Source organism: Aporhodopirellula sallentina SM41 (genome assembly GCF_000346505.1).
Taxonomy (GTDB): Bacteria; Planctomycetota; Planctomycetia; order Pirellulales; family Pirellulaceae; genus Rhodopirellula; species Rhodopirellula sallentina.
Genome location: NZ_ANOH01000167.1, coordinates 1 through 605, shown reverse-complemented (window position 1 = coordinate 605; position 605 = coordinate 1). Strand labels below are relative to the sequence as shown.

The 605-nt window shown below is 52.1% G+C and carries 1 protein-coding gene; it reads left to right on the top strand.

Annotated features, from left to right (window positions below; all coding sequences use genetic code 11):
• Positions 1–503 (top strand): glycosyltransferase (locus RSSM_RS10890; protein WP_144059730.1); only part of this gene is annotated, 503 nt, incomplete at its 5' end.
• Positions 504–605 lie beyond the last annotated feature (102 nt).

The window sequence follows — 605 nt, the reverse complement described above, 5'->3', positions numbered from 1 at the left end:
ACTTTATCGATCGTCAATGCTTGCCTCGCTATCGGAAGGTGATCTGCGTATCGCAGGATCTTTACGACGACTGTGTTAGAGTTGGTGTACCTCGAGACCGCCTCTCCCTAATCGACAACGCGATCGCATTAGATGACTATGAAATCGAATTCGATTCATGCGATGCCAAACGAAAACTCGGAGTAGACCCGAGTATGCCTCTCGTGGTCGGCGTGGGACGACTGTCCAAAGAAAAGGGATTCGATCTGTTGGTCAAAGCAGTCGCCAACTTGATTGATGCGGGGGTGGACGTCGGATTGGCAATCGCGGGCGACAGTGCCGAACGAGAATCGTTGCAGAAGTTAATCGATAGCACTGGCCATCAGAATCAAATTCGCCTACTCGGGTTCGTCGCTGATCCTCGTGTGATATATCGAGCCGCAGACGTTTATGCGCTGAGTAGCCGTCGCGAAGGGTTACCAAATGTTGTTCTCGAAGCGATGGCGATGGGGAACCGGTGCTAGCGACGAATGTAGCGGGGATGCCAAATTTGGTCCAAGACGACACTAATGGGCGACTAATCCGAGCAGACGACTTGGAGGCTCTTCAAACCTCGATTGAGGAAC